This window comes from Oerskovia merdavium, assembly GCF_014836755.1.
GTDB classification, from domain to species: domain Bacteria; phylum Actinomycetota; class Actinomycetes; order Actinomycetales; family Cellulomonadaceae; genus Oerskovia; species Oerskovia merdavium.
On record NZ_JACSQF010000008.1, the window covers coordinates 53,279 to 76,640 of the forward strand.

Here is a 23,362-nt window from a genome sequence, read left to right on the forward strand (position 1 = left end):
TACGATCCCCTCATGCCCGTCGCCCGCACCGTCATCGCGCACGCCCGCAGCTCCGCAGGGGGTCGCTGCGCGCTGCGCTCACCGGAACGCTCCCGCACCTACCGAGCCCTCGCCGCGGACGTCGTGGCGGGCGCGGAGTTCCTGCGGGCGACCGGGACGGTCATGGGCGATGTCGTCGCGATCTCGCTGCCCGACCCGGTCGACCTCCTCACGGCCCTCCTCGCGGTCGACCTCGCGGGAGCCACTCCCCTGGTCTGCGACCACTCGTGGTCGCGGGCCCAGCGCGCCGAGGTCCTGCGGACCATCGCCCCGGCGGGCTTCGTCGAGGTCCCGCTCCCGCGCGGCAGCGCCACGGACGCGCTCGCCCCGCTCAGCGGCCCGGTCACGAGCACCCTGCCCGACGACGTCGCTCCCCTCGAGCCCTCGGCTGCGGACCTCGCGTGGGCCGGCTTCTCGTCGGGCAGCACGGGTCGCCCGCGCGCCGTGGTCCGCACGCGCGGCTCGTGGGTCGGGTCGTTCGAGGCGGCGGCCCGCCTCACGGGCACCAAGCCCGAGGACACCGTGCTGGTGCCCGGCCCGCTCGCGTCCTCGCTCTACTGCTTCGCGGCCGTGCACGCGCTCGCGACCGGGGCGTGCGTCCAGCTCGCCAAGGGGGACGCTGCGATCACGACGGCCCTGGCGACCTCCGACGTCGTGCACCTCGTCCCTTCGGCGCTCGAACCGATCCTCGACGCGATCGAGGCGGGGGCCCCGAGCCGTCTGCGGACCGCCGTGGTCGGCGGTGCCTCGCTGCCCACGGACGTGCGCGAGCGCGCGGCGCGCGCCGGGGTCGCCGTCGTGACCTACTACGGGGCCGTCGAGCTGTCGTTCGTGGCGATCGACACCGACGGCACGGGTCTGCACCCGTTCCCGGGCGTCGAGGTCGAGGTGCGCGAGCTGCCCGGTGCGACGCTGGGCGAGGTCTGGGTGCGGTCACCCTGGGTCGCGCAGGGGTACCTCGCCCGCGCGACCGGCCCGTTCCGCCGCGAGGGCGAGTGGTCGACCGTGGGCGACCTCGCGGAGCTGCCCGCCCCCGGGGACGAGGACGCTCCCCTGGTCCTGCGCGGGCGCGGCGACGGCGCGATCCTCACGGGCGGCGCGACCGTGGTCCCCGAGGACGTCGAGGTCGTCCTGCGCGCGATCCCGGGCGTCGAGGACGTCGTGGTCGTCGGCACCCCGCACCGGCGCCTGGGCGCGGTCGTGACGGCCGTGGTGCAGTGCGCCGACCGCCCGGGCCTCCGCGCCCACCTCGAACGGGTCGCCCGCGCCTCGCTCTCGGCCGCCCAGCGACCGCGCCGCTGGTACGGCGTGCGCGAGCTGCCGCGGACGCCGTCGGGCAAGGCGGCGCGCGGCGCGATCAGCGAGGCTCTCCTGTCCGGCGGCCCCGCGTACGAGGCGCTGCGGTGAGCGCCTCCCCCGACTCCCCCGTGATCGTCGCCGCGCGGCGTACCTGGATCGGCACGGCGGGGCACGGGCACGCAGACCTGTCGGCGACCGACCTCGCCGCCCCCGTCCTCGGAGCGGTGCTCGCCGACCTCCCGGCAGGCCACGGCCTGGGCGTCGAGGACGTCGTGCTCGGGAACTGCACGGGACCTGGCGGGAACCTCGCGCGCGTCGCGGTCCTCGCCGCCGCCCTGCGCGACCCGGCAGGACCGCTGTCCGAGCGCGTCCCCGGCCTCACGATCGACCGGCAGTGCGGCAGCGGGCTGGCCGCGGTCCTGCTCGCGGCCCAGGGTGTCCGCGCCGGCGACGGCGACCTGGTGCTGGCCGGTGGTGTGGAGAGCGCCTCGACCGCCCCGCTGCGCGCCCACCGCCCGCCCCGCGGGTCGGGTGCCCAGCCGGTCCCCTACGACCGCGCCCCCTTCACACCCTCCGCGCTCGGCGACCCCGACATGGGCGCCGCGGCAGACACCCTCGCTCGCGAGCACGGCATCGACCGCGAGCGCCAGGACGCCTACGCCGCCCGTTCGCACGCCCGCGCCCTCGCGGCGCACGCGGCGGGCCGCTTCGGCGCGGAGGTCGTCCCGGTGGATGGCCTCGCCCGTGACGAGCGCGCCCGCAGGCTCGACCCCGCGCTGCTCGCGCGCCTCCCGTCCGCCTTCACGCCGGGCGGCGACGGGACAGCGGGCAACGCGAGCCCGGTCAGCGACGGGGCCGCCGCGGTCGCGGTCGTCCCCGAGCGGGTCCGGGCACGGCTGGGCGTGCCGGGCCTGCGGCTCGTGGGCGGCCTGACGCGCGGCTGTGACCCGCGCCTGCCCGGGTGGGGCCCGGTCCCGGCGGTGCGCGAGCTGCTGGAACGCACGGGCCGCAGCACCGACGACCTCGCGGCTCTCGAGCTCGTCGAGGCCTTCGCGGCGCAGGTCCTGGCGTTCACGGGAGCGTTCTCCCTGCCCGACGACGACGCACGCCTCTGCGCGGACGGCGGCGCCCTGGCCCTGGGTCACCCGTGGGGCGCGAGCGGAGCGGTGTCGGTCGTGCGGCTGTTCAGCCGCCTCGTGCGCTCGGGCGCTCCGGCGGGTTCGCTCGGGCTCGCGGCCGCAGCGGTGGGCGGGGGCCTGGGCGTGGCCGGGCTGTTCGAGGTGGTCCGGTGAGAGGGACGAGCGCGCGGAGAGCGGCTGCGACAGAAGCACCGCGCCATGCGACCGAGCCGCCCGAGGTGGGCTGCGTCGTCGGGCTCGAGGACGTGCACGTGCGCCTGGGCGAGCGCGACGTCCTGCGCGGGATCACCGCGGAGCTGCACGAGCGGCGCATCGGGATCGTGGGGGCCAACGGCTCGGGCAAGAGCACCCTGGCCCGGCTGCTCGACGGGCTCGTCCTGCCCACGCGCGGGACCGTCCGCGTCGACGGCCTGGACACCCGCCGCTCAGGTGCCCAGGTCCGCCGGCGCGTGGGCTTCGTGTTCTCCGACCCCGACGCCCAGATCGTCATGCCGACCGTTGCCGAGGACGTCGCCTACTCGCTGCGCCGCAGCGAGCACGACCGTGCCGCGCGCGACCGGCTCGTCGCCGACTGGCTCGCGCGCCACGGCCTCGACAGGCACGCCGACCACCCCGCGCACCTGCTCTCGGGCGGCCAGAAGCAGCTCCTCGCGCTCACGTCGGTGCTCGTCAGCGGTCCGCGCCTCGTGGTGGCCGACGAGCCCACGACCCTGCTCGACCTGCGCAACACGCGCCGCGTCGCGGCGCTGCTGGCCGAGATCCCGCAGCAGGTCGTGCTCGTCTCGCACGACCTCGACCTCATGGCGGGCTACGACCGCGTCCTCGTGGTCGACGAGGGCCAGGTCGTGGCCGACGACGAACCCGCGCCGGCGATCGCGTACTACCGCCGGCTCCTGGACGAGCGGCCGTGAGCGGGACGAGCGCAGCAGCCGGGGCCTACGTCGTCGGGCGCTCGCTGCTGCACCGCGCGCCCGCCGGACCCAAGCTCGCCGCGCTCATGCTCTGCTCGCTCGCCCTGCTGCTGGTCCGCTCCCCCCTGGGCGTCGTGCTCGCTGCACTCGTGGTCGCGAGCCTCTACGCTCTCGCAGGCGTCGGCGGTCGCGCCGCATGGGGGCAGGTGCGCCCCCTGCGCGTGTTCGTGCCCGTGCTCTTCGCGCTCCAGTGGTGGCTCATGGACCTCACGTCCGCAGCCGTGCTCAGCACGCGGCTCGTGGTCCTCGTGGCGCTCGCGGGACTCGTCACGTGCACCACGCGGGTCGCCGACCTGCTCGGGGCGATCGAGCGCGGGCTCGCACCCCTGGGGCGCGTGGGCGTGGACGTCGAGCGCATCGCGCTCGTGCTCGCCCTCGCTCTGCGCAGCGTGCCCGTGATCGCGGACCTCGCGGGACGGGTCCGCGACGCGCAGCGGGCGCGTGGGCACGAGCGCGACGTCAGGGCGTTCGCCGTGCCGCTCGTCGTGGGCGCGATGCGCCAGGCCGACGCCCTGGGTGAGGCCCTGCGGGCGCGCGGGTTCGACGACTGAGGTCGTCGTCGCCGCCTCAGGCCCGGCGCCGCGCCAACCAGTCGATCGCGACGAACCCCTGACGTCGCTGGAACGCGCGCAGGGTCGGCATGTTCTGCGGTGCGGGGTGCCGCGCGGCGTCGAAGAAGTAACCCGCGAGCCCTGCGAGGAAGGCGTCGACGTGCTCGCGCGTGGCCCCGCGGAAGAGCGGGTGCGACGACGCGATCGCGTCGACGTCGACCGTGCTGTCGTTGACGCGCGCGTCGAGCAGCAGGGTCAGGGCGTCGATCCAGCGAGCACCCGTGGCGGCCCACGGCCAGTCGACGACCCACACGCGCGAGGACTGGTCGACCAGCACGTTGTCGAAGCGGAGGTCGAGGTGGACGAGGCGGTCGCCGTGCGCGGCCTGCGCGGCCGTCGCCGCGAGCGCCTCGAGCTCGTCGAGGTGCTCGACCGCCCAGGCAGGAAGACCCACCAGGTGACCGTCGGCGCGCAGCCGGGACCAGCCCGCGAACGTGGGAGCGAGCTCGGTCGTCGCGTCAGGGAACGGTGAGACGCCGGACCCGTCGCGGACCACGGGGAGCTCGAGCAGCGCGCCGAGCACCGCGATGAGCTCGCGGCGCTCGGGCGGCAGGTCGGGGTGGCGCCCCTCGACGTCCTCGACGACGAGCGCGACCCACTCGTCGCTCTGGTGCGCCCCCAGGAGCCGGGGCGCGGGGGCCGCGCCGGGCAGGCGGCGCAGCACGTCGAGCTCGCGGCGATGGATGTCGTACGCGTCGGCGTTGCGCGAACGGCTCACGGCCTTGACGAAGGCGCGAGCACCCGAGGCGGTGCGCACACGGTCGGCACTGCCTGGAGAGTAGCCCTGGACCTGGCTCGCGGCGAAGACCACCGGCCCGCCCAGGATCTCCTCGACGTCCGTGCGCACCTGCGGTGCGAGCTCCTGCCAGGTCGTGCGCCGCGTCGAGTCCACCCGGCGAGACTAGTGCGCGGGCGCGGCGTGCACGGACAGCGCGCGCCCGCGAGTCTGCGGAGCGCGCCGCCTACGTGCCCGCGGGCGTCGGCTGCTTCTCGATCTCGACCCTCGTCATCTCGGGCGTGAACGCGTAGACGGCCTCGCCCTCCGCCGAGATCCACCACTTGCCGCACATCACGGTGCTCCTGGCCTCCTGGTCCTCCGGCCACCAGCTCGCGAGCAGGGTGGAGTCGGTGCGGTAGTCGTCGGCCACCAGGTCGCCGCGCTCGGGCCTGGCGACCAGCGGGTCGTCGGCCGAGACGGCCGTGCAGTCGGCAGGCAGGCCGTCGAGCGACCCCTGGAACGTCACCAGGCGCTCGTCGCCCGTGGTGCGGAAGATCCCCCGGACCTTCGCGGCGTCGTCGGGCACCCAGGTCGGGACGACCTTCTCGTCCTTGCCCTCCTTGCCGGTCTCGAACGCGAAGGTCTTGGTGTGGCCGGCGTCGCGTTCCTCGAGCCCCTCGGCGATCGAGCCGCACGCGCTGAGCGTGAGGGCCGCGAGGCCTCCGAGGGCGACGACGAGGAGCGTGCGGGGGCGGCGGGACATGGACGGGGACGTGGTGTTCGTGGTCATGGCATTGACGCTACGGACGCGTCCCGGGGCACCGCGTCGGGTCCTGGTCGGGTCCTGCGGGCTCGTGGCTGCACCGCTCGCCGGACTCTCCTGCCGACCGGCTCCACCCCTCGGTGCAGGCCGGGGGCAGGTGTCCCAGGGTCATCCCCTAGGCGGTGCGGCGCCCGGTTCGTCCCGTCCGCCCCACTGGTCACCCGTCGGCCCCCACCGCGTCGGGCACCGTTCACCGACCGGACACCCGCCGCGCCTAGGTTCCGAGCGTCTGCCCTGCACCCTGCGGGGCCATCGGAACGAGGAGCACGGAATGCGCGTGGTTCACCAGTCCCGCCGGCACGGGAAGGCGGCCGGGATCGTGGCCGCCGGCCTCACGGTCGCCGTCGCCGCCGGGACGTTCGGGGTCGTCGGCACCGCCGTCGCCGCCCCCGACCCGTCCGTCCCCCCTGCCGTCACCCTCTCGCCGCTCGGCACGTACTCCACGGGCCAGCTCGACGAGTCCGCAGCGGAGATCGTCGCGTTCCACGCGGCCTCGAAGCGCCTGTTCGTCGTCAACGCCCAGTCCGGGAAGGTCGACGTCCTCGAGGCCCAGGACCCCACGGCCCCGACCCGCCTGTTCGAGCTCGCGGTCGGCGGCACGCCCTCCGCGGACGGCTCGGTCGTGGCGACCGACGCCGTCGTGAACTCCGTCGCGATCCGTCCCGACGGTCTCGCCGTCGCCGCGGTCGAGTCCAGCACCAAGACCGACGAGGGCTGGGTCGTCTTCTTCGACGCCGCCGCCCCCGTGACCACCCCGGGCACCGCGCCCGCAGCAGCGGTCCTCGGCGCCGTGCGCGTGGGCGCGCTGCCCGACATGGTCACGTTCTCGCCCGACGGCACGCGCATCGCGGTCGCCAACGAGGGCGAGCCCGCAGACGACTACAGCATCGACCCCGAGGGCTCGATCTCGATCGTCACAGCACCCGCGGGCCTCGCGAGCGCCGCCCAGAGCGACGTCCGCACCGCGACGTTCCACGCGTTCGAGGCGGGTGGACCCAGGACGCTGCCCGCGGGCGTCCGGGTGTTCGGCGGCCGGGAGGCCGCGGGCACGGGCGTCCCCGAGCGTCCCGTCTCGGAGAGCCTCGAGCCCGAGTACATCGCGTGGGACGCGACCGGCACGGTCGCCTACGCGAGCGTGCAGGAGGCGAACGCGCTCGCGGTCGTCGACGTCGCGAGCGCGACCGTGACCGACCTGCTGCCGCTCGGGACGCAGGACCACCTGGCAGCCGGCAAGGGCCTCGACGCGTCCGACAAGGACGGGAAGATCACCATCCGCTCCTGGCCCGTCAAGGGCCTCTACGAGCCCGACACGATCGCCTCCTACCAGGCGGGCGGCGCGACCTACCTCGTGACCGCGAACGAGGGCGACTCGCGCGACTGGAAGGGCTGGTCCGAGGTCGCGCGCGTCAAGGACCTCGGCAAGAAGGGCGTGCCCGGCCTGTGCGCCGACGCGTTCTCGTCGTTCGTCGGCGCGCCGGGCAACCCCGCGACGCTCGCCGAGCTCACGGCCGACGCCCACCTGGGCCGCCTCAACATCAGCACCGCGAGCGGCCTGCGCGCCGACGGCTCGTGCTACGAGGAGCTGTACTCCTACGGGTCGCGGTCGTTCTCGATCTGGTCGACCGACGGCCGACAGGTCTTCGACTCGGGCGACGCGTTCGAGCAGCTCGTCGCCTCGGTCGAGCCCGACTTCTTCAACTCGAACCACACCGGGTCCGGGTTCGACGGGCGCAGCGACGACAAGGGCCCCGAGCCCGAGGGGCTCACGCTGGGTGAGGTCGGCGGGCGCACCTACGCGTTCATCGGCTTCGAGCGCGTGGGCGGGATCGCGGTCTTCGACGTGACCGACCCCGCGCACGCGACCTACGTCTCCTACGTCAACAACCGCAACTTCTCGGTGAGCGCCGAGGCGACGCCCGAGAAGCTCGCCGAGGCCGGCGACCTGGGACCTGAGGGCCTCACGTTCGTCCCGGCGAGCGACTCGCCCACGGGCTCGCCGCTCCTCGCGGTCGGGAACGAGGTCTCGGGCACCACGACGTTCTACGACGTCGTCGTCCCGGGGGCCGAGCCCGGCGACGGCCAGATCGACCTGACGGTCACCATCCCGGCCGCTCCCGTCGAGCCGGGCGAGTTCGTCTGGACGGTCGACGGCGGCGCGCGCGTGGTCGACCTCGGCACGGCCCGGCTCGCGGGCGACCACCTCGCGGCGGCCGGACGCCTGGGCGCCGTGACGGTGACGGACACCCGAGCGACGGCCCCCGCCTGGTCCGTCTCGGCGCAGGTCGGGGACTTCACCACGACCGCCGGGGCGCGCACCCTCCCCGGCAAGCACCTCGGCTGGACGCCCGCCCTGGTCACGGCCGGCGGCGGGACGCTCGCGGGCGCACCGGTGGCGTCGGGCCTGGTGAGCGGGAACGGCCTGGCCGACTCCGCCCTGCTCGGATCCGCAGCGGCGGGGCACGAGCTGGGCAGCGCGGTCCTCGGCGCCGACCTCGACCTGCGCCTCCCGGTCGACGCGGCCGCCGGTACCTACACGGCCACGCTGACCCTCACCGCGATCGGCTGACCGACATGACCCGTCGCCACGTGAACGGTGGCACCCGGTCCACCCGGTCCCGCGTCGCGACGGCGCTCCTGGTCGGGGCGGTGGCAGCGCTGCTGTCCGCCGCCCCGGCCGGGGCCGCGGACCAGCCCGTCGCTCTGCCGGTGACCTGGGGCGTCGCCCCTGCCTCGGCCCCGACCTTCGACTTCGCCCTGGAACCCGGCGCGACCCTCACGGACCAGCTCGTCGTGACCAACCACGGCGAGGTCCCGCTCGACCTCGCGGTCTACGCCGCGGACGCCTTCACCTCACCTACTGGAGCGCTCGACGTCCTGCCCGCCGGCACACCGTCCGAGGACCTGGGCGCCTGGATCTCGACCGACGTCCCGCAGGTCGCGGTCGCCCCCGGTGAGCGCGCGACGGTCCCCTTCACCCTCACGGTCCCGACCGACGCCACGCCCGGCGACCACACGGCTGCGGTCGTGACCTCTCTCGTGACGGGCGCGGGAGCGGGTGGGGTCGCGGTCGACCGGCGCCTCGGCACGCGTGTCCTGGTCCGCGTCGCGGGCGACCTCGCCCCGTCCGCGACCGTCACGGACGTCGACGCCGACTACGCCGGGTCGTGGAACCCCGCCGGCACGGGTGACGCGCACCTCACGTTCACGGTGACCAACACGGGCAACGTGCGCCTCACGGGCCCGCTCGCGGCGACGGTCGCCGGCCCCATGGGTGTCGGGGCCGTCTCGGTCCCGCTGGGCGACCTCCCCGAGCTCCTGCCGGGCGACGCGATCACCCTCACGGGCACCGCGACGGGGGTGGCGCCGCTCGGGCGCCTGTCGGCGGCGGTCGCGCTCGCGCCCGTGGTCGCCACGACGGCGACCACCACCCTGCCCGACGACGCCACCTCCCACGCCCTCGACCCCGCCACGGGCGAGGCTCACCTGTGGGCGGTCCCGTGGTCGGTGCTCGCGGTGGCGACCCTCCTCGTGGGTGCGGTGCTCGCGTGGCGGACGCTGCGCCGTCGGGCACGCGTGCGCTTCGAGGCTGCGGTCCAGGACGCGCTCGCGGCCGCCTGACCGCGCCACGCACCGCCCCGGACCGCCACCGGCAGCCACGCACGGCCCCGGACGGACACCGGACCGACACCGGGCGCCCCGGTTGTCAGAAGTGGGCCGAGGTATCCCCCGGCCCACTTCTGACAACACATCCGTGGCAGGTCGTTGCGGCGGCCGGCTCGCGGTCCTCACCCCTCGGTCGCCGGCCCCCCTACCGCCAACGCTCAGCCCTCAGCCGTCGCCCCGGCCACCGCAGCCTCCTCGGCCGCCGACGCACGCGACCCCTTGAGCGAGAGCAGCATCGAGACGGCGAGCCCGGCCGCGGTCAGCCCGACCAGCAGGCGGTAGTCGACGACCCCGACGACGGCCGCAGCGACCACGGTCATGACGAGCTGCGGGACGTTGAGCAGCATGTTCGTCGCTGCCGACGTGCGCCCCTGGAGCGTGGCCGGCGTCTTCAGCTGGCGCTCGGTGACGAACCCGACGATCGCCCACGTGACCCCCAGGCCGATCGCGCCCATGCCCACGACGATCGCCACGAGGTTCGTGCCCAGCGCGGGCAGGATGCCGAGCGTCACGATCCCGAGCGCGAGCGCGACCAGTCGCTGCGACCCGATCCGCTTGATCATGCGCGCGGCCGTGAGACCCGCGACGATCGCCGTGACGCCCTGGACGCTCGAGATGGGGCCGAGCATCTCCGGCCCCAGCCCCAGGCCGCTCTCGATGATCGCGAAGCTCACCGCGTTGAGCACACCCACGGCCCCGAACCCGACCGCGAGGGCCACCGTCAGGACGCCGAGCGGGGTGGTGCGGAACAGGTGCCGGAACCCCGCCGTGACCTCGGCGAGGAACGGCTCGCGCTCGTCCTGCGGCGTCGGCGGGGTCTCCACGAGCACGATCCGGGACACGAAGAACGCCGCGACCACGAACGCGACCACGGCCGAGACCACGAGGGGCAGCGGCCCGACCGCGACGTACACACCAGCGCCCATGACGGGCATGACGAGGCGGAACGTCTGGTCGATCGTCGTGAGCCGGCCGTTGGCAGCCCCCAGGGCCTCGTCGGGCAGGAGGTCGCGGATGAGCCCCGACTGGGCCGCGGCCGTCGCGAACCCGATCCCCGAGTACAGGACCGTGACCACGAAGATCAGCCAGACCTGCCCAGGACCGCGCACGGCGAACAACGAGAGCAGCGAGACCGCGCCGACGAGGTAGGCCACGATCATCATGCGGCGGCGCGAGACGCGGTCGGCGACCTGGCCGAGCAGCGGCGAGACGAGCGCCGGGAGGCCCAGGGCCGCGAAGACCAGGCCCGCGGTGCCGTTCGAGCCCGTGAGGTCCTTGACCCACACCGCGAAGATGATCGCGAGGACCGAGTCCGCGAAGTTCGTGAATCCCCACGCGACCGTGAGGAAGCGGAAGGGCCGGGTGCGCAGCGCCTGCTTGACCAGGGTCTCCTCGTCGGTGGTCGTGCTCATGCGCGGGGCTCCTCGCCGGTCGGCAGCTCGACCGTGACCGGGCCGTCCGCGGGCGCGCCCGGGGTCCGTGCCGCGGGGCTCCCGGCGTCCGTCGGCGCGTCGGGGTCGAACGGGTCCGCGTTGACGACGCCGAAGAACCGCGCGGACCGCGATCCCTCGGGGCGCAGCTCGGGGTGCGTCCAGCGGCCTTCGAAGCGGTCCGTGATCGCCTGGAGCTCGCGCGAGAGCTCGGTCAGCTCCTCGGGCGTCGCCCAGAACGAGCTCTTGGTCATGACCGAGGCGAGCAGCCACTCGTGGGGCTGGCGGGGCGCGCTGTCGATCCAGTGCGCGACCCGCGCCGCCTCCTGGTCGACGACGATCCGCGCGAGCTCGCCCGCGGCCCGCAGCGACTCGGGCTGCTCGGGGTCGTAGCGGCTGGTCCGTCCGGTGCCCACGGGCTTCCACGGCTTCTCGCGACCGACCCGCTCGGCGGGCTCGACGAACCCGTACTTGGCAAGCATGCGCAGGTGGAACGAGCAGCTCGCGACCGACTCCCCCGTGACCTCGGCGCAGCGCGTGGCCGTGGCCTGGCCCTCGTCGTCGAGCAGGTCGAGGATTGCGAGGCGCAGGGGGTGCGCCAGGGCCCGGATGCGCTCCGGGTCGGAGGTCGTGACGGCCTCGTCGCGCTGCGCCGGGGCCGGGACCTGTGCGGGCGGGTGGGCGACGTCGTCGGGCGGGGTGCTGGGTGGCATGCCGCCACCCTACGACTCTAAAGAAGTCTTGCGCAAGAGTTCTTTAGAGTTGCAGGAGCGCGCTCCGGGCACTCCTCCCAGGTCCGCTACGGACGAGGTTCGGTGACGTCATTCGACAGAGACCAGACGCCCCCCGGTGAGCAGCAGCCGCACATCGCAGTGTTGAGCGACGGTCTCGCTGTGCGTCGCGACGACCATGTGCCGCCCGTCGCGCTGCAGGCGGGCGAAGAGCTGGAGAATGTCCTCCTCAGTACCCTCGTCGAGGGCGCCGGTCGGCTCGTCGGCGAGGATGATCTCCGGGTCCTTCGCGATCGCCCGAGCGATGGCGACCCGTTGCGCCTCCCCCCCGGAGAGAGTGTTGACTCGTGAACGCTCGAATCCGCCGAGACCCACCAGTTCGAGACACTCGCGCGCACGGGCCACTGATGCCTTCCGGTCGACCCGGCGGCCCGGGACGCCACGCACCTCCACGCCGAGAAGGACGTTGCGCAGGACGTTCCGGTCCTCGAGCAGATCGTAGTGCTGCGTCACGATCCCGACTTTCTCGCGACGGAATCGGGCCGCCGCGCTCGGCTGCCTGCTGACCTGCCTGCCGTCGGCGACATAGGTCCCGTCATACCGGAGATCGAGTCCCGCGAGGATCCGGAGGAGTGTGCTCTTCCCCGAGCCCGAGCGGCCGAGCACGGCCACCGACCGGACGTCGTCACGGAACGCCAGGTCGAGCCCGTCGAAGAGGACGCGTTGCGCACCGTTCCTGTCCCGCAAGACCTTGGTCATACCCTCGAGCCTGATCATGACCGACCTCCTGGAACTGCGAAGACCGCTCCGACGAGGAGGCGGTGCTGGACGAGCCCGTCCACGACGAACCAGACGACCATGAGCGCGAGAGTCGCCAGGAAGGCTCCCGGGCCCACCCCTGGAAGCAGGGGCAACCCGAGAGCGAACAGCGCCCCCACTGCCACGTACTCGACCATCCAGAGCCTGCGCTGCAGGCGAACGATACGTGGGAAGCTCCACCCCAGCGTCCACAGCACACTGGCAGCAGGACGCCGCCGAGCGCGCAGGTGCAGCGAGACGAACGTCCCCGCGCAGGCCACCCCCCCGGCGAGCAACGCCAGCACGACGACGAGCAACCCGCGGTTGTCCACGATGAGCTGTCTCATCAGACCGAACTGGATGAGGTACGTCGGAACGCCGATGAGCGAGTAGTCCTCGAACCCCGTCCTCATCGAGATCTGCCTCAGCTCGTCGGCGACCCCGTCGAAGCCCGTGCCCCCGCCCGACGCGACGTCAGCGTTGATCATCGCGAACGAGAGGATCCCGAGAAACTCCTGGTCCAGCGAACCGATCTCGGTGAGAGACTCCGGGTACGGCACGATCATGGCCGAGTCCAGGTACGTGTTCATCTCTCCCTTGTAGAACATCGCAGACCCCTGCCTGAGGATTCCGACCACCTCGAACTCCATCGGGCGGAGGTAGAGCGAACCGCTCAACCTCTCTCCGACCTGGTAAACGCCCTCATAGGCACTGCCGAGGAGCACCGGCACCTTTCCGCCCGGATAGTCGACGGTGCCCCAGTCGATGGACGTGCCGCTGGCTACCTCGATGTCGTAGAACTCCAGGGCCTGACGGTTCATCTGCATCGCTCGGACGTCCTCGACCACCGACCCCGAGGTGGCATCGACGTACTCGTCCGTGAGCGAGAGCTCGTTCCCGTAACCTGGGTCGAATTCGTCCCCACCCCGGAAGTCCTGCACCGGGATCTGCTGGTCAAAGGCGGAGAGCAAGGTCAGGTCGTCGGACGTGTTGAGCCCGTCGTAGAACGCACCGAGCTGCTGGATCGACCGTGTTGACTGGCGGAAGGCATAGAAGGCGTCTGGGTCGGTCAAGGTGTCCACCACACCGAAGAGGTCGACTTCCGTCTCCTCGGAGAACGCCGAGCTGATCGCCGAGGAGACGGAAGTCGCAAAGCTCGCGACGGTCGCGACGATGAGGAAGAACAGCGCCAGCACGACGACCTTCACCGAGATCGGCACGACGTTTCTTCGTAGGTCGATCAGCACCTCGCTCACGCGCCCGCACCCCCTTGACGTGCCGCACCGAGCAAGAATGCACCGGCAACCACGGCACTCTGCACCAGGAGTCCCGCACCAAGAACGTCGAGCGGGACGTCAGTTTTCGACAGGAACGTCGACACCACCGCGACGACAGCAGCGGTCACGATCCCGATCGCGGTCACCTCCGCCAGCAGCCTCAGCCGCGTGAGCGAACGAGGAACACCCAGAAGGTGCAGGACCAGGTTCCGCCGACGGGTCGCGAAGCTCAGGAAAACACCTACGAACACCCAGCCCATCGCGACGAGCGCTGCGCCGAGCACGAGGATCAACGGGGAGACCACGTCGATGTTCGTCCGGCGGCTGGTGGCTGTCGAGAAGTGCTCGACCGACGCCGCACCGTGCAGCCCTGCATACCGCGTACCAGCATCTGGGCCGTCCAGCACGAGCGGCTGCGGTTCGCCCGAGTCGAACAGATCCGGATCGAGCACGAGGATGTCATTGGCCAGCAGGCTGTTCTCACGCAGCCCGAGCCGGCCGACGACCTCATAGGATCGCTCCCCGAGTTGGACGAACTCACCGGTCGCCCCCTGAGAGACCACGACCCTGGATCCGACGAGCGCCACTCCTCGCTCTCCGCTCCGGAAGGTTCGGCCAGCATGAACAGGAAAGCTCAGTCGGGCTGATGAGCTTGCAGCGACGGCACGCACGGTGCCACCTGACGTCAGTTCAGTGAAGACTCTCAGGTCACCGTCCGGCGATACCGCGAGCGCCTGTGCCGCGGTCGCGTCGACCAGGACTGCGTCGGCGGAGTAGAGCGAGTTCCCCTCTAGGTGGATGGCCCGCTGGCGGGAGTCGTAGATCGCAAGAGTCGCGGCGAGCGCCGAGAACAGGAGAAGCAGGAGAGCGCAGATCGCGCGACTCTTCACTGTCATGGTCGACCTTCGTGGTAGGCACTGGGCCGGGAGGGTCGTGAGAACCTCCCGGCCGGCATGTCACTTGCCGTAGTAGGTCTTTGCCTTGCCGTGGCCGCCACTGTTCGCATAGGGGTCGTACGCGACCCACTTGGTGACGGCCTCCGTACCACCGGTCCCCCACTTTCGACCCGAGGTCGCGATCACGCCCGAGTATGGCCAGTTGTGCTCGAGCTGAGCGGTCGTGTAGTGATACGTACCCACCCACGTGGTCCATCCGTGGGAGCGCTTGTGCGTCGTGCCGCCGATCAAGGTGTCCTCGGCCTTCCCCGTGTGCTTCGGGGTCGCAGCCAGGGCGGCGAACGGCAAGGCATGGCCATGTGCGGCGAACGCACCGCCGTCCTCCGACCAACCACCGAGCACATCGTTCGCCTGGGCCGACGTGGCGGGAACTAGAAGAGTTGCACCGAGGATTCCGGCGACGATGGCGGAGTACAGACGGTTTTCATGCGGCCCCCAGGTCGAGTGTGGTTGCGCGGGAGCCGACAGTTGCACAACCCCCCCGCTGTGAATACGCGCAGAGTAGCCCATTTCCGAAGATCAGGCCATAAGGGTTGTAAACGCGCACCCGGTCAGCCACGCCCGTTCGCCGCCGACAGGCGCTTGATCTCGTGCAGCCTGTCGATCACCACCACGCCCCCGAGGACCGCGACCGCGAGGCTCGCCCCCGCGAGCACGTCGGTCACGAAGTGATAGCCGAGGTACAGGCGACTGCCCCCCACGACGGCGATCACCACGACGCTCACGGCGACCCAGACCACGAGCACGAGCCGGCGCTGCCGCCCCTCCTGCCACTGCCGCCACACGAGGTAGCCGCCGACCAGCACGAGCGTCGCGGCACCGATCGTGTGCCCCGACGGGAACGAGAAGCTGCGCTCGACGCCTGGGACGACCATGGCGGCGTCGTCGGGCCGCGGCCTGGCCACGAGCGCCTTGAGGAGAGTCGACACGACCGTCGAGGCGATCATGGCCCCGGCCAGCAGGCCCGGTTCCCACCAGCGCCGGGTCGCGAGCCCCCACCACAGGCACCCCACGCCGACCAGGATCGGCAGCACCACCGGGCCGAACAGGTTCGTGACCACGGTCAGGACCGACGTCGCGGTGGCGGTCCGGTGCGCGACCATCCACGCGAGGACGGCGTCGTCGGTGAACCAGAGGTCGTCGCGCTCGCGCACCGAGTCGTAGACGACCAGGAAGCCCAGCACGCCGATCACGACCAGGACCAGGCCGGGCAGGGCGGCGACGAGCCGCGCGCGCCACACGCTCCCCGTGCCCGACGGCGCCACCTCCCCCGCGCTCACGTCACGTCGTGCGTCGCTCGGCTCGCTGTCTGCTCCCATCCAGAGAGCCTAGGGAGAAAAAGGCGTGCACCGCCCGGTGAAGAGGTGGTTGTGTTGCACCTATCACCGCGGTGGCGTCCGTCCGGTCAGTACCGGGCGGTGGAGGACCCGGCCAGGTCCACGAATCCGACGTCACGAAAGACGAACCACCATGCATCCCCAGCTCATGCACGACGTCGCCGACCTCGGTCGGCGCGAACAGCTCCAGGAGCAGACGCTGCGCCGCAGCAGCCTGCGACGGACGACGACCCGCATCCCGGCGCGCACCCGGCAGGCCCGCCTGCCGCGTCGCACCGCATGACGGCGCCCGGCCGCTCGGCGATCTCCCGCCGACCGGGCACCCACGACCGAAGGCCCTGATCTCCTCGTCACAGGAGTCAGGGCCTTCGTGCTGCCCGGCGCGCGGCAGGGAGCGCGGCCGGAGCGCCGCGGGCGACCCCTCCCCCGCCCACGGCCTAGGCTGTGGGCGTGAGCCCTGTGAACACCAATGACCGCATCGTGTGGATCGACTGCGAGATGACCGGTCTCGATCTGGGCGCCGACGCGCTCATCGAGGTCGCCGCCGTCGTCACCGACTCCGAGCTGAACGTCCTGGGCGACGGGATCGACGTCCTCATCGCCCCGCCGGCCGAGGCGCTCGAGCAGATGGGCGACTTCGTCCGCGAGATGCACACCACGTCCGGGCTCCTCGAGGAGCTGCCGGGCGGCACCACCATGGCCGACGCGCAGGCCCGCGTGCTCGAGTACATCCGCACCTGGGTCCCCGAACCGGGCAAGGCACCGCTCGCAGGGAACTCGGTCGGCACCGACAAGACGTTCCTCGAGCGCGACATGCCGGAGCTGGTGGGCCACCTGCACTACCGGATCGTCGACGTCTCCTCGATCAAGGAGCTCGCACGGCGCTGGTACCCGCGCGTGTACTTCGCGTCGCCTGCCAAGACCGGCGGCCACCGTGCGCTGGGCGACATCCTCGACAGCATCGACGAGCTGCGCTACTACCGCGAGGCGCTGTTCGTGCCGCAGCCCGGCACCGACTCCAAGACCGCGAAGGCGGTCGCCGAGCGCATCAAGGAGACCTCGGTCTCCAAGTCGATCGGGGCGTCCGGAACGGCCGCCAGGACCGGGACCGAGCCGGAGGCCGCACCCCTGTCCTGAGACCCCTCAGAAACCAGGTACACTTTTCGACGGCTGCTAAAGAGTTCTTCGGAGCTCGAGCAGGCCGTGGTGGGTATAGCTCAGCTGGTAGAGCACCTGGTTGTGGTCCAGGGGGTCGCGGGTTCAAGTCCCGTTACTCACCCCACGGAGAGAGGCCCCTCGCGTTCGCGCGAGGTGCCTCTTCTCATTCCGGTCACACCCCTCGACCCGCACGGGCGACGGGTGTGATTCCGCTCACCGGTGGCGGCCTCGCCAGCCCCACCTACAGTGGGTGAGGTGTCAGCCCCCGCGAACGTTGCCGTCCGTGGTGAGCACCAGCACGCCGAGGCCGTTGCCACGCTGGTCCGCTCCGCCGCCGCCGTCGAGTCCGGCCACCCGTTGCGCCTGGCCAAGCGGACCACCAACCTCTTCCGTCCCAGACGCCCGTCGGACGGGCCGGGCCTGGACGCGTCGGGACTGACGGGTGTCGTCTCGATCGACCCCGCGGCCGGCACCGCGGACGTCCAGGGCCTGTGCACCTACGAGGACCTGGTCGCGGCCACGCTCCCGCACGGCCTCGTGCCGACGGTCGTCCCTCAGCTGCGCACGATCACGGTCGGTGGCGCGCTGGCGGGCCTGGGCATCGAGTCGAGCTCGCTGCGCAACGGCCTGCCCCACGAGGCGGTCCTCGAGCTCGACGTCCTGACACCCGCGGGCGAGGTCGTCACGGCGGCGCCCACGGGCGCGCATGCCGACCTCTTCCGCGCGTTCCCCAACTCCTACGGCACGCTCGGATATGCGACACGGGTGCGGCTCCGCCTGGACCGGACCGAGCCGTTCGTCGCGGTCCGCAACGTGCGCCTCCACTCGGTCGCCGAGGTCGCGGCCGCGATCGGCAAGATCGCGGCGGACGGGTCGTGGGACGGCGAGCAGGTCGACTTCTGCGACGGCGTGCTGTTCGACCCGGGCGAGCTGTACCTGTGCCTGGGCCGGTTCGCGTCGCGCGACGAGGCACGGACGCTCGCGCCTGCCCCGAGCGACTACACGGGCCAGGAGATCTACTACCTGTCGCTGCGCGAGAAGTCGCTCGACGTCCTGCGCACGCAGGACTACCTGTGGCGCTGGGACACCGACTGGTTCTGGTGCTCGCGCGCGTTCGGGGTCCAGAACCCGCTCGTGCGCAGGCTGTGGCCGCGGCGGTGGCGACGTTCGGACGTCTATCGCCGGATCGTGGGTCTCGACGAGCGCCTGGACCTCACGGGTCGGCTCGCCGACCTCCGCCGTCGGCCCCGCAACGAGCGGGTGGTCCAGGACGTCGAGGTCCCGCTCGACCAGGTCGAGAGCTTCATGGCGTGGTTCACGAGCCACGTGCCCATGACGCCGGTATGGCTATGCCCGCTGCGCCTCGCGTCGCCCGAGCCCTGGCCGCTGTACCCCCTCGAACCTCACCGGGTGTACGTCAACGTGGGGTTCTGGGGCGGCGTGCCGATCGCCGAGGGCGCGCACGACGGCGACGTGAACCGCCAGATCGAGATGGCCGTCGCCGTCCGCCACGGCCACAAGTCGCTCTACTCGACCTCGACGTACGGCCGCGAGACGTTCGACACCCTCTACGGCGGCCTCGACTACGCGGCGGTCAAGGACCGCTACGACCCCGCGGGGCGCACGCCCACGCTCTACGAGAAGGCGGTACAGGGAGCATGACGCAGATCGCAGTGGCCGACGTCCTCGACCAGCTGGCCGACGGCCCGCTCCCGTTCGGGTTCACCGCGTACGACGGGTCGAGCGCGGGGCCCGCCGATGCCGCGTTCCACGTCCACCTCGCGAACGAGCGCGGCCTGCGCTACGTCGCGACGGCCCCGGGCGGGCTGGGACTGGGACGCGCGTACGTCGCGGGCGACCTCCAGGTCGACGGGGTTCCCGGAGGGGACCCGTACCCCCTGCTCAAGGCCGCCGCGGACGGGTTGCGGCTGCGCCGGCCGAGCGCAGCGGAGGCCGCGCGGATCGCCCGGGGCCTGGGGCTGGGCGTGCTGCGCCCGCCCGAGCCCCCGCCCGAGGAGCACCTGTCGCGGCTGCGCCGGCTCACCGAGGGGCTGCGGCACTCGCGCCGGCGCGACGCCGAGGCCATCAGCCACCACTACGACGTCTCGAACGCGTTCTACCGCCACGTCCTGGGCCCGTCCATGACGTACACGTGCGCGTGCTTCCCGACCCCGCAGTCGACGCTCGAGGAGGCACAGGAGCACAAGTACGCGCTCGTCGCGGGCAAGCTCGGCCTGCACCCCGGCATGCGCCTGCTCGACGTGGGCTGCGGATGGGGAGGCATGGTCCGGCACGCGGCCCGCTCGGGCGTCCGGGCCCTCGGGGTCACCTTGTCGCGCCAGCAGGCCGAGTGGGCGCAGGACCAGATCGAGCGCGAGGGTCTCGCCGACCTTGCCGAGGTCCGGTACGCGGACTACCGGGACGTCACGGAGGGCGGGTTCGACGCCGTGAGCTCGATCGGGCTCACCGAGCACATCGGGGTCGCCAACTACCGCGCGTACTTCACGTTCCTCCAGGGGCGGCTGCGGGACGGCGGGCGCCTGCTCAACCACTCGATCACGCGCCCGACCAACACCGCCCGCCCCCGTGCGGGCGGCTTCATCGACCGGTACGTCTTCCCGGACGGGGAGCTCACGGGATCGGGCCGGATCATCTCGACCATGCAGGACGTGGGTCTCGAGGTGCGGCACGCGGAGAACCTGCGCGAGCACTATGCGATGACACTGCGCGAGTGGGGGGCCAACCTGACCCGCCACTGGGACGAGTGCGTGGCCGACGTCGGGATCGGGACCGCCCGCGTGTGGGGCGTGTACATGGCAGGGTCACGGCTCGCGTTCGAGCGCAACGAGATCCAGCTGCACCAGGTGCTCGCGGTCCGTCCGGAGCCGGGCGGGGGGGCGGACTTCCCGCTGCGCCCGGACTGGACCCCGTAGGCCCGACGGCGGCGCTCGCCGTGGCGGTAGCGTGCGGCGTCCGAGGAGTCAGGGCTCGTCGCGCGCGGTCGTGAGGTGCGTGCGCACGCACCGCCAGCCGTCGGCTCCTCGGACGAACACGTCGGTGATCCACTCGTCGGAGCTGAACGCCTGTCCGCGGTAGTGCCCGGTGTTGGCGCCGCGCCCGGTCAGGACGGCGACGTCCCCCAGGTCGCGCACGCTGCCCGTGATCTTGCTCATCGTCTCGTGCGTGAGATCCCCTGAGCGGACGAGGGCCAGGAAGGACTCGCGGGACGTGATGCCGTCCTCGCCGACGATCTGCCAGTCGTCGGTCGTGAAGCGGCCGATCGCACCGGCGTCGTTGTCGACGATCGCCCGTCCCCAGGCGGCCTCGACCGCCTCGAGCTCGGTCGTGAGGTCGTGCTCCTCGTCGGTCATCCGTCGATCTCCCGTCGGTTCCTGGTGCGGCCGGGACGGCCCGTGAAGAGGGCCGTCAGGACCTTGGTCCCCCGGCTGCGAACCCTTCGGCACTACGCCCCGGCGGGGTCCGTCGGATCACGCCTCTCCTCATTGACAATCTGTCATCTCCGCGTGACAGAGGCCACACTCTCACGCTTGTGAAGGCATTCACAAGCAGGTTAGGGTCGACACATCGAAGCGCTCCCAGCCCCGGGTTCGCAACGAAGTTCGGCCCTTTCCGTTCCTTCACCGCAGGTCGTCCGACCTCTTCCTCTGGGAGTCACACCATGAGCACCAGCACCGCTGGTCCCGCCCGCTCCGTCCGTCTCATCGGCCTCGTCACGATGATCGCAGGCCTCGTGCTGCTGCTCGCCGGCGCAGCCACCTGGGCCACCATCTCCTCGCAGCTCGCCGCCGAGAAGATCACCGTCTCCGAGGACGCCTCGATGTTCGGTGGCTCGCAGGTCCGCGGCCCGTTCACCGCCTACGCCCAGGCAGAGGTCATCAACAAGCACGCGCTCGCTGCCTCGGAGGGCAAGACCTACGCCGAGCTCGACAAGGAGGACCCGGCCCGTGCGACCGTCATGAACGGCTCGTTCCTCCGCGCCTCGCTCTTCACCTCGGTCGTCTCCTACGGCGTCAGCGCACTGGTCATGGGCCTCGGTGTCCTGTTCGGTCTCCTCGGCTACGCACTGCGCCGCATCGGAGCAGCTCCCGCCCTGGTCGCCGGTCCCTCGACGCCCACCCCTGAGGTCGCCAAGGTCTGATCTCGGACCGGCTCCACCGCACGACCCGCACGGCAGATCACCCGGCAGATTCTCCCGGCATGGTGAAGGGCCGACGAGCACCAGTTCGTCGGCCCTTCATCACGTCCGGGCCCGGCCGGCAGCCCGTGTGCCCGCCGAGCAGGACACAGACCGTCGGGGACGGAGAGCGTCAGGCCGTGGGTGCCGCGACCAGGCGCTGCGCCACCGCGTCGGCGAACCGGTCGAGCGACCCCTTGCCGAGCGAGAAGAAGAGCGAGGGCTCGGTGAGCTCGACCTCGATGACCATGGGCGCGCCGTCGTCCCCGCCCACCAGGTCGACGCGCGCGTAGAGGTTCGGTTCCTGCCCCGGGACGGCCTTCGCTGCGACCTCGAGCGCCTGCTGCGCGACCGCGAGCTGCTCGGGGCTGGCCTCGAAGCGGCTCATCTCCTCCTGCTTGTACAGCCCCTGGGTGGGACGGTGCGGCCCGGTGAGGAGCGCGTTCTTGCGCACCGCGTGCGAGAACTCGCCGTCGATGAAGACCAGGCCGGTCTCGCCGGCCGTGTCGACGCTGCGGACGTAGGGCTGCACCATGACCTGGCGGCCCGAGACGAGCAGGTTCTTGGCGTGCTGGATGGCGAGGCCGCGCGAGTGGGCCTCGCCCGACTGGTAGCGCCCGGTGTCCTTGGCCCCAGCGCTCACGACGGGCTTGATGACGAAGTCGCCCTGCGCGGGCAGGCGCGTGTGGATGGCGCGCGACGACAGGTTCTGGCTCGGGTCGAGCCAGAGCGTCGGGATGACCGGGACGCCCTGCTCCTCGAGCTCGCGCAGGTAGCGCTTGTCGGTGTTCCAGCTGATGACCGCTGCGGGGTTCAGCACCCGCCCGGCGCGCTCGGCCCACTCGACGAACTCGTCGCGGCGCGGCGCGTAGTCCCAGGCGGAGCGCACGACGACCGCGTCGAACGAGGTCCAGTCGACCGTCTCGTCGTCCCACACCGAGGGCACTGCCTCGATCCCCCGCGCGGCGAGGGCCCCGACGAGCGGTGCGTCGTCGGGGTCGAGGTGCGGCAGGACGGAGCAGGTGGCGACGGCGATGCGCGAGGTGGTGGTCACGCACAAGAGCCTAGACGCCCTGGGCGCGCTGAACACGTGGGATCGGGTGAGATCTCCGTCGCGCCGCTAGACCGCAGCGGCGTCGGCCGTGCGGCGCAGGGCGGCGAGGATGCCGTCCGCGGTGAAGGAGCCGACGACGTCGCCCACCTCGTCCGCGACGGGCACCCTGCCCATGGCGGACCCGGGCAGGGCCGCGATCGCCTCGAACGCCTCGGTCAGCGGCGCGCCGAGCCGGATGGGCTCGGGGGCCGGGGCGGAGATCAGCTCGGCCCCGTCGAGGTCTCCCCGCTGCACCGTGGCCAGGCCGAGCATCCGGACCGGCGCTCCCTCACCGATGAACTCGCGGACCGCGTCGCTCGCGGGGTGCGCCAGGACGGTCAGCGGCTCGGCGAGCTGTTCGAGGTGCCCGCCGAAGCTGAAGACCGCGATCCGGTCGGCGAGGCGGACCGCCTCGTCGATGTCGTGGGTCACGAACAGGACCGTGGTCCCGAGCTCGCGCTGGATGCGCCGGAACTCGGTCTGGAGCCGGCGGCGTCCGGCAGGGTCGACCGCGCCGAACGGCTCGTCCATGAGCAGGACGGGCGGGTCGGTCGCGAGCGCCCTGGCCACTCCCACCCGCTGTCGCTCGCCCCCGGACAGCTCGTGCGGGTAGCGCTCGGCGTAGGTGCCGGGGGCCAGCCCGACGAGCTCGAGCAGCTCACCGACCCGCGCCCTGGTGCGTGCCCTGTCCCACCCGAGCAGCCCGGGCACGGTCGCGACGTTCTGGGCCACGGTCCGGTGCGGGAACAGGCCCACGTTCTGGATGACGTAGCCGATCCTGCGGCGCAGCGCCACGGGGTCGCCCTGCGTGATGTCCTCGCCGCGCAGCAGGATGCGCCCGGCCGAGGGTTCGACGAGCCGGTTCGTCATGCGCAGCGTCGTGGACTTCCCGCAGCCCGAGGGCCCGACGAGCGCGAGCATCTCGTGCTCGCGGACGCTCAACGAGAGGTCGCCCACCGCGACCGTGCCGTTGGGGTACTCCTTGCGGACGCCGTCGAACACGATGGCCGACTCGTCGGTGATGCTCGGGAAGGCTGCGGTCGCCTCGCTGGTGCCTGTCGTGGAGCTCGCCATGCCCCGACGCTACCGGGCGCCGCACGTCGTCGCGCGAGCGGTGGGCGGCT

Annotated in this window: 23 protein-coding genes and 1 tRNA gene; 12 read left to right on the forward strand and 12 right to left on the reverse strand. The window is 72.4% G+C overall.

Annotated features, from left to right (window positions below; all coding sequences use genetic code 11):
* The first annotated feature begins 12 nt into the window (after window positions 1–12).
* The 4 genes from H9641_RS09145 to H9641_RS09160 all read left to right on the forward strand — a co-directional run bounded on the left by H9641_RS09145 (window position 13) and on the right by H9641_RS09160 (window position 3,999).
* Entirely contained in the window at window positions 13–1,446 is a 1,434-nt protein-coding gene (locus H9641_RS09145; protein ID WP_191803040.1) for an AMP-binding protein, read from the forward strand.
* Window positions 1,443–2,630: a thiolase family protein gene (locus H9641_RS09150; protein WP_318244482.1), complete on the forward strand. Its 1,188-nt coding sequence runs from the start codon at window positions 1,443–1,445 to the stop codon at window positions 2,628–2,630. Before H9641_RS09145 ends, H9641_RS09150 begins: the two co-directional genes overlap by 4 nt.
* A 65-nt stretch (window positions 2,631–2,695) precedes the next feature.
* Window positions 2,696–3,388: an energy-coupling factor ABC transporter ATP-binding protein gene (locus tag H9641_RS09155; protein ID WP_191803239.1), complete on the forward strand. Its 693-nt coding sequence runs from the start codon at window positions 2,696–2,698 to the stop codon at window positions 3,386–3,388.
* Window positions 3,385–3,999, forward strand: a complete 615-nt coding sequence (locus H9641_RS09160; protein ID WP_191803042.1) for an energy-coupling factor transporter transmembrane component T family protein — start codon at window positions 3,385–3,387, stop codon at window positions 3,997–3,999. The genes H9641_RS09155 and H9641_RS09160 overlap by 4 nt, the downstream gene beginning before the upstream one ends.
* A 16-nt stretch (window positions 4,000–4,015) precedes the next feature.
* Here the strand turns inward: H9641_RS09160 and H9641_RS09165 are convergent, their stop codons facing one another.
* Both H9641_RS09165 and H9641_RS09170 read right to left on the reverse strand, forming a co-directional pair.
* Window positions 4,016–4,951: a phosphotransferase gene (locus H9641_RS09165; RefSeq protein WP_191803044.1), complete on the reverse strand. Its 936-nt coding sequence runs from the start codon at window positions 4,949–4,951 to the stop codon at window positions 4,016–4,018.
* A gap of 70 nt (window positions 4,952–5,021) precedes the next feature.
* Window positions 5,022–5,567: a hypothetical protein gene (locus tag H9641_RS09170; protein ID WP_191803046.1), complete on the reverse strand. Its 546-nt coding sequence runs from the start codon at window positions 5,565–5,567 to the stop codon at window positions 5,022–5,024.
* A gap of 304 nt (window positions 5,568–5,871) precedes the next feature.
* Here H9641_RS09170 and H9641_RS09175 point away from each other — a divergent pair, with 304 nt between their 5' ends.
* Together H9641_RS09175 and H9641_RS09180 are read left to right on the forward strand one after the other, a co-directional pair.
* Complete coding sequence (locus tag H9641_RS09175) at window positions 5,872–8,166, forward strand: choice-of-anchor I family protein (protein WP_191803048.1); 2,295 nt, start codon at window positions 5,872–5,874, stop codon at window positions 8,164–8,166.
* Between the two features lie 5 nt (window positions 8,167–8,171).
* The gene (locus tag H9641_RS09180; protein WP_191803050.1) at window positions 8,172–9,218 is read left to right on the forward strand and encodes a WxL protein peptidoglycan domain-containing protein; all 1,047 of its coding nucleotides are present in this window, start codon (window positions 8,172–8,174) and stop codon (window positions 9,216–9,218) included.
* A gap of 203 nt (window positions 9,219–9,421) precedes the next feature.
* On the opposite strand, the gene H9641_RS09185 is transcribed toward H9641_RS09180, so the two are convergent.
* The 7 genes from H9641_RS09185 to H9641_RS09215 all read right to left on the reverse strand — a co-directional run bounded on the left by H9641_RS09185 (window position 9,422) and on the right by H9641_RS09215 (window position 15,774).
* On the reverse strand, window positions 9,422–10,675 hold the full coding sequence (locus H9641_RS09185) for an MFS transporter (protein ID WP_191803052.1): 1,254 nt from the start codon (window positions 10,673–10,675) through the stop codon (window positions 9,422–9,424).
* Entirely contained in the window at window positions 10,672–11,406 is a 735-nt protein-coding gene (locus H9641_RS09190; protein ID WP_191803054.1) for an ArsR/SmtB family transcription factor, read from the reverse strand. Before H9641_RS09190 ends, H9641_RS09185 begins: the two co-directional genes overlap by 4 nt.
* Window positions 11,407–11,514: 108 nt before the next feature.
* A complete protein-coding gene (locus H9641_RS09195; RefSeq protein WP_191803056.1) occupies window positions 11,515–12,201 on the reverse strand; it encodes an ABC transporter ATP-binding protein in 687 nt (228 codons plus the stop codon).
* Entirely contained in the window at window positions 12,198–13,478 is a 1,281-nt protein-coding gene (locus tag H9641_RS09200) for a hypothetical protein (protein ID WP_191803058.1), read from the reverse strand. The genes H9641_RS09195 and H9641_RS09200 overlap by 4 nt, the downstream gene beginning before the upstream one ends.
* Window positions 13,475–14,395, reverse strand: a complete 921-nt coding sequence (locus H9641_RS09205) for a hypothetical protein (protein WP_191803060.1) — start codon at window positions 14,393–14,395, stop codon at window positions 13,475–13,477. Before H9641_RS09205 ends, H9641_RS09200 begins: the two co-directional genes overlap by 4 nt.
* A gap of 60 nt (window positions 14,396–14,455) precedes the next feature.
* A complete protein-coding gene (locus H9641_RS09210; protein WP_191803062.1) occupies window positions 14,456–14,743 on the reverse strand; it encodes a hypothetical protein in 288 nt (95 codons plus the stop codon).
* 263 nt (window positions 14,744–15,006) lie between these two features.
* Window positions 15,007–15,774 carry a phosphatase PAP2 family protein gene (locus tag H9641_RS09215; protein ID WP_191803064.1) on the reverse strand — a complete coding sequence of 256 codons (768 nt, stop codon included), beginning with the start codon at window positions 15,772–15,774 and terminating at the stop codon, window positions 15,007–15,009.
* Window positions 15,775–15,925: 151 nt separating this feature from the next.
* On the opposite strand from H9641_RS09215, the gene H9641_RS09220 reads away from it, so the two are divergent.
* The 5 genes from H9641_RS09220 to H9641_RS09240 all read left to right on the forward strand — a co-directional run bounded on the left by H9641_RS09220 (window position 15,926) and on the right by H9641_RS09240 (window position 19,883).
* A complete protein-coding gene (locus H9641_RS09220; protein WP_157257454.1) occupies window positions 15,926–16,075 on the forward strand; it encodes a hypothetical protein in 150 nt (49 codons plus the stop codon).
* Between the two features lie 215 nt (window positions 16,076–16,290).
* On the forward strand, window positions 16,291–16,929 hold the full coding sequence (gene orn / locus H9641_RS09225; protein ID WP_225220251.1) for an oligoribonuclease: 639 nt from the start codon (window positions 16,291–16,293) through the stop codon (window positions 16,927–16,929).
* A 69-nt stretch (window positions 16,930–16,998) separates the two neighbouring features.
* Window positions 16,999–17,074: transfer RNA gene (locus H9641_RS09230), tRNA-His, on the forward strand.
* Window positions 17,075–17,205: 131 nt separating this feature from the next.
* Complete coding sequence (locus tag H9641_RS09235) at window positions 17,206–18,612, forward strand: FAD-binding oxidoreductase (RefSeq protein ID WP_191803068.1); 1,407 nt, start codon at window positions 17,206–17,208, stop codon at window positions 18,610–18,612.
* On the forward strand, window positions 18,609–19,883 hold the full coding sequence (locus tag H9641_RS09240; protein ID WP_191803071.1) for a class I SAM-dependent methyltransferase: 1,275 nt from the start codon (window positions 18,609–18,611) through the stop codon (window positions 19,881–19,883). The genes H9641_RS09235 and H9641_RS09240 overlap by 4 nt, the downstream gene beginning before the upstream one ends.
* 48 nt (window positions 19,884–19,931) lie before the next feature.
* Here H9641_RS09240 and H9641_RS09245 read toward each other — a convergent pair whose 3' ends face one another.
* Window positions 19,932–20,321: a nuclear transport factor 2 family protein gene (locus H9641_RS09245; protein ID WP_191803073.1), complete on the reverse strand. Its 390-nt coding sequence runs from the start codon at window positions 20,319–20,321 to the stop codon at window positions 19,932–19,934.
* Between the two features lie 308 nt (window positions 20,322–20,629).
* Here H9641_RS09245 and H9641_RS09250 point away from each other — a divergent pair, with 308 nt between their 5' ends.
* On the forward strand, window positions 20,630–21,109 hold the full coding sequence (locus H9641_RS09250) for an aromatic ring-opening dioxygenase LigA (RefSeq protein ID WP_191803075.1): 480 nt from the start codon (window positions 20,630–20,632) through the stop codon (window positions 21,107–21,109).
* Between the two features lie 169 nt (window positions 21,110–21,278).
* Here H9641_RS09250 and H9641_RS09255 read toward each other — a convergent pair whose 3' ends face one another.
* Both H9641_RS09255 and H9641_RS09260 read right to left on the reverse strand, forming a co-directional pair.
* Window positions 21,279–22,199, reverse strand: coding sequence for an ATP-grasp domain-containing protein (locus H9641_RS09255; protein ID WP_318244483.1), 921 nt, complete (start codon window positions 22,197–22,199; stop codon window positions 21,279–21,281).
* 66 nt (window positions 22,200–22,265) lie between these two features.
* Window positions 22,266–23,312: an ABC transporter ATP-binding protein gene (locus tag H9641_RS09260; RefSeq protein WP_191803079.1), complete on the reverse strand. Its 1,047-nt coding sequence runs from the start codon at window positions 23,310–23,312 to the stop codon at window positions 22,266–22,268.
* Between the last annotated feature and the right edge of the window lie 50 nt (window positions 23,313–23,362).

Excerpts from the sequence above, each read along its gene's own strand:
- H9641_RS09180 (WP_191803050.1), top strand. The coding sequence starts at position 8,172 with ATGACCCGTCGCCACGTGAACGGTGGCACCCGGTCCACCCGGTCCCGC.
- H9641_RS09170 (WP_191803046.1), bottom strand. The coding sequence starts at position 5,567 with ATGACCACGAACACCACGTCCCCGTCCATGTCCCGCCGCCCCCGCACG.
- H9641_RS09215 (WP_191803064.1), bottom strand. The coding sequence starts at position 15,774 with ATGGGAGCAGACAGCGAGCCGAGCGACGCACGACGTGACGTGAGCGCG.
- H9641_RS09190 (WP_191803054.1), bottom strand. The coding sequence starts at position 11,406 with ATGCCACCCAGCACCCCGCCCGACGACGTCGCCCACCCGCCCGCACAG.
- H9641_RS09175 (WP_191803048.1), top strand. The coding sequence starts at position 5,872 with ATGCGCGTGGTTCACCAGTCCCGCCGGCACGGGAAGGCGGCCGGGATC.
- H9641_RS09220 (WP_157257454.1), top strand. The coding sequence starts at position 15,926 with ATGCATCCCCAGCTCATGCACGACGTCGCCGACCTCGGTCGGCGCGAA.
- H9641_RS09185 (WP_191803052.1), bottom strand. The coding sequence starts at position 10,675 with ATGAGCACGACCACCGACGAGGAGACCCTGGTCAAGCAGGCGCTGCGC.
- H9641_RS09205 (WP_191803060.1), bottom strand. The coding sequence starts at position 14,395 with ATGACAGTGAAGAGTCGCGCGATCTGCGCTCTCCTGCTTCTCCTGTTC.
- orn (WP_225220251.1), top strand. The coding sequence starts at position 16,291 with ATGACCGGTCTCGATCTGGGCGCCGACGCGCTCATCGAGGTCGCCGCC.
- H9641_RS09240 (WP_191803071.1), top strand. The coding sequence starts at position 18,609 with ATGACGCAGATCGCAGTGGCCGACGTCCTCGACCAGCTGGCCGACGGC.
- H9641_RS09145 (WP_191803040.1), top strand. The coding sequence starts at position 13 with ATGCCCGTCGCCCGCACCGTCATCGCGCACGCCCGCAGCTCCGCAGGG.
- H9641_RS09245 (WP_191803073.1), bottom strand. The coding sequence starts at position 20,321 with ATGACCGACGAGGAGCACGACCTCACGACCGAGCTCGAGGCGGTCGAG.
- H9641_RS09250 (WP_191803075.1), top strand. The coding sequence starts at position 20,630 with ATGAGCACCAGCACCGCTGGTCCCGCCCGCTCCGTCCGTCTCATCGGC.
- H9641_RS09195 (WP_191803056.1), bottom strand. The coding sequence starts at position 12,201 with ATGATCAGGCTCGAGGGTATGACCAAGGTCTTGCGGGACAGGAACGGT.
- H9641_RS09260 (WP_191803079.1), bottom strand. The coding sequence starts at position 23,312 with ATGGCGAGCTCCACGACAGGCACCAGCGAGGCGACCGCAGCCTTCCCG.